At 52.1% G+C, this 2589-nt stretch carries 1 protein-coding gene; it reads right to left on the bottom strand.

Features of this window, described 5'->3' with window-relative positions; translation table 11 throughout:
* Nucleotides 1-237 precede the first annotated feature (237 nt).
* The coding region (locus HZA49_10445; GenBank protein ID MBI5779853.1) for a hypothetical protein at nt 238-2589 on the bottom strand (2352 nt) is incomplete at its 5' end.

The raw sequence follows: 2589 nt of genomic DNA, 5'->3' as shown, positions 1-2589 counted from the left end.
CTTATCCTTCGGCGTTCGTTATTCCTTGTTCAATATTATGGTAGGTCAACCGTCCCCGGTTGACATTACGAATTTTCCTTGTTCCCCCTGAATAAGGAATTTTGTTATGACAAGCGGGGACGCTTGTCCTACCGGGAAGAAAAGAAGCAGGGGTTTCCGGGACAGGCGCATTCCCAAGCCGGGGCCGGGGCTTGGGAATGCGGTGAAAGCACACATGGAAGGCAGGCAATGCCTGCCCTACTTTGTTTCAAACGACACCTCGTCGCCATACGAAAGGCCATCTTCGTTTTCCGCAGCCACGCGGTAATAATACGTTATGTTTTTTGTTAATCCCTGTGCGTTATAGCTATACTTCAGGTTTGTTTCTCCGCTAAACGTCTTCTTGGGAGATGCCCAGCCATAGGGGCCACCGGGGTGCAGTCCCCATTCAAACCAAGCCTGTGTTTGCAGGCGTCTTGCGTTTATCGTTGCGTGCAGCCTTGCCGAGGCGCTGGTAACATTTGTGGCGAGCTTCGTTATTACCGTTGGTGTATGAATACTGGTGGCGTATTTGAGGTCACGGAGGGTTTCATCGGAATAGCCGATGTGTACCCTGCCCGACGCGTCTACCCCTATGGAGTTAAACCCTCCTACGTCTCCGTTACTATCCACCGTAGTTGTTACCCACCGCCCGGAGGCATTGGTGGTGTATTTGAGGTCGCCGTAGTGAACATCAAAATGGCTGACGTGCACCTTGTCTGACGCGTCCAACGCCAGGGAGGTATACCAGCCTATTTCCCCTTCCGTTGCTACCGCATCCGTAATCCAATGCCCTGATTTGTTGGTGGCGTACCGGAGGTCGCTATTATACTCATCGTTATAGGTGATGTGTGCCTTGCCCTTTGAGTCCAGCGCCAGGGAGGTATCATAGCCTACATTTCCACTGTTATCTACCAACGTCGTTACCCACGTCCCTGATGCGTTGGTGGCATACTTGAGCGCCGTGTTATACGCGTCTAGATAGCTGATGTGCGCCTTGTCTTTTGTGTCTAATGCAAGGGAGGTATACCGGCCTACGTCTCCGTTACTGTCCACCGTCGTTGTTACCCACGACCCGGAGACATTGGTGGCGTATTTGAGGGCTGCGTTCCCGTAATCACGGTAGCTGATGTGCGCATATCCCGATGCGTCTAACGCCAGGGAGCTATCACTGCCTACGTCTCCATCACTGTCCACCGTGGTAGTTACCCACGTTCCGGATGCATTGGTGGCATACTTGAGGTCGAAATTAGCATTGGTATAATCAAGATAGCTGATGTGGGCATGACCCGATGCGTCTAACGCTAATGAGCAACCATACCCGACATTCCCACTGCTGTCTACCGTAGTCGTTACCCACGACCCGGATGCATTGGTGGTATACATGAGGTCGCAATAGGTATAACTATAACCCTGATAGCTGATATGGGTATGGCCGGAGGCGTCTAGCGCCAGGGAGGTAAACCCGCCCGCCCCTTTCCACTTATCTGCCGTCGTCGTTATCCACGAGCCGGAGGTATTGGTGGCGTATTTAAGTTCCCCGTTGGGATACACAAAATAGCCAATGTGGGCATGTCCCGTGGTGTCTAACGCCAGGGAGGTATACCCGAACAGGCCTTCATTACTGCTCACCGTAGTTATTACCCACGACCCGGATACATTGGTGGCGTACTTGATGGCGTCACCGCTACCGTAGCTGATGTGCACACTACCGGAGGCGTCTAACGCCAGGGAGGTAGACCAGCCTACGCCTTCTTCACTGTCTATGTCTATTGTAGCGGTTACCCACGACCCGGACACATTAGTGGCGTATTTGAGATGTCCGTTCGTCCAATCCTCATAGCTGATGTGGGCATGGCCTGAGGTGTCTATCGCTATGGAACTCCAATCACCTATATCAAATCCACTGTCCACCGTAGTTGCAATCCACGTCCCGGATGCATTGGTGGCATACCCGAGGCCCAGGTTCCCATCTTCATAGCTGATGTGCGCGTGACCGGCGGAGTCTACCGCTATAGAATTATGAAAGTGTACATATCCACTGTCTACCGTAGTTGTGGCCCACAATCCGGAGGCGTTGGTTGCGTACTTGAGGTCATAGTTGGCTTCATCAAAATAGCTGATGTGGGCATGGCCAGAGGTGTCTATTGCTATCGAGCTTGTAAAGCCTACCCATCCATAACTATCCACCGTAGTCGTTACCCATGACCCGGATACATTGGTGGCGTATTTAAGGTCCCGGTTTTCATAATCCTGATAGCTGATGTGGGCGTGACCCGACGTGTCTAGCGCTAAGGATGCACCCAGGCCTACATCTAATGACGAGTCAGCCGTCTCATAATGCCATGAGGCGCCATCATGGTATGCATAATAGAGGTGGTCGTCTCCATAGGCAATATGGGGATGGTTGCCTGCATCGACGGCTATGAACTTTGAAGAGGTAAAAAAGAACGTTCTTGGCGCGTCCAGGGACTCTAATTCCCAGGTTAATGTCCCGGCCTTTGCGCCTTCAACGCTATTGCCTATACCCTTTTCTTCAGATGACGGGTGTTGTGGATTTTCCAGTCCCGT

The organism is Planctomycetota bacterium, from assembly GCA_016235865.1.
In the GTDB taxonomy this organism is placed as follows: Bacteria; Planctomycetota; MHYJ01; order JACQXL01; family JACQXL01; genus JACRIK01.
Note: the sequence above shows the minus strand (reverse complement) of the source record. Positions and strands in the feature narration are given on the sequence as shown.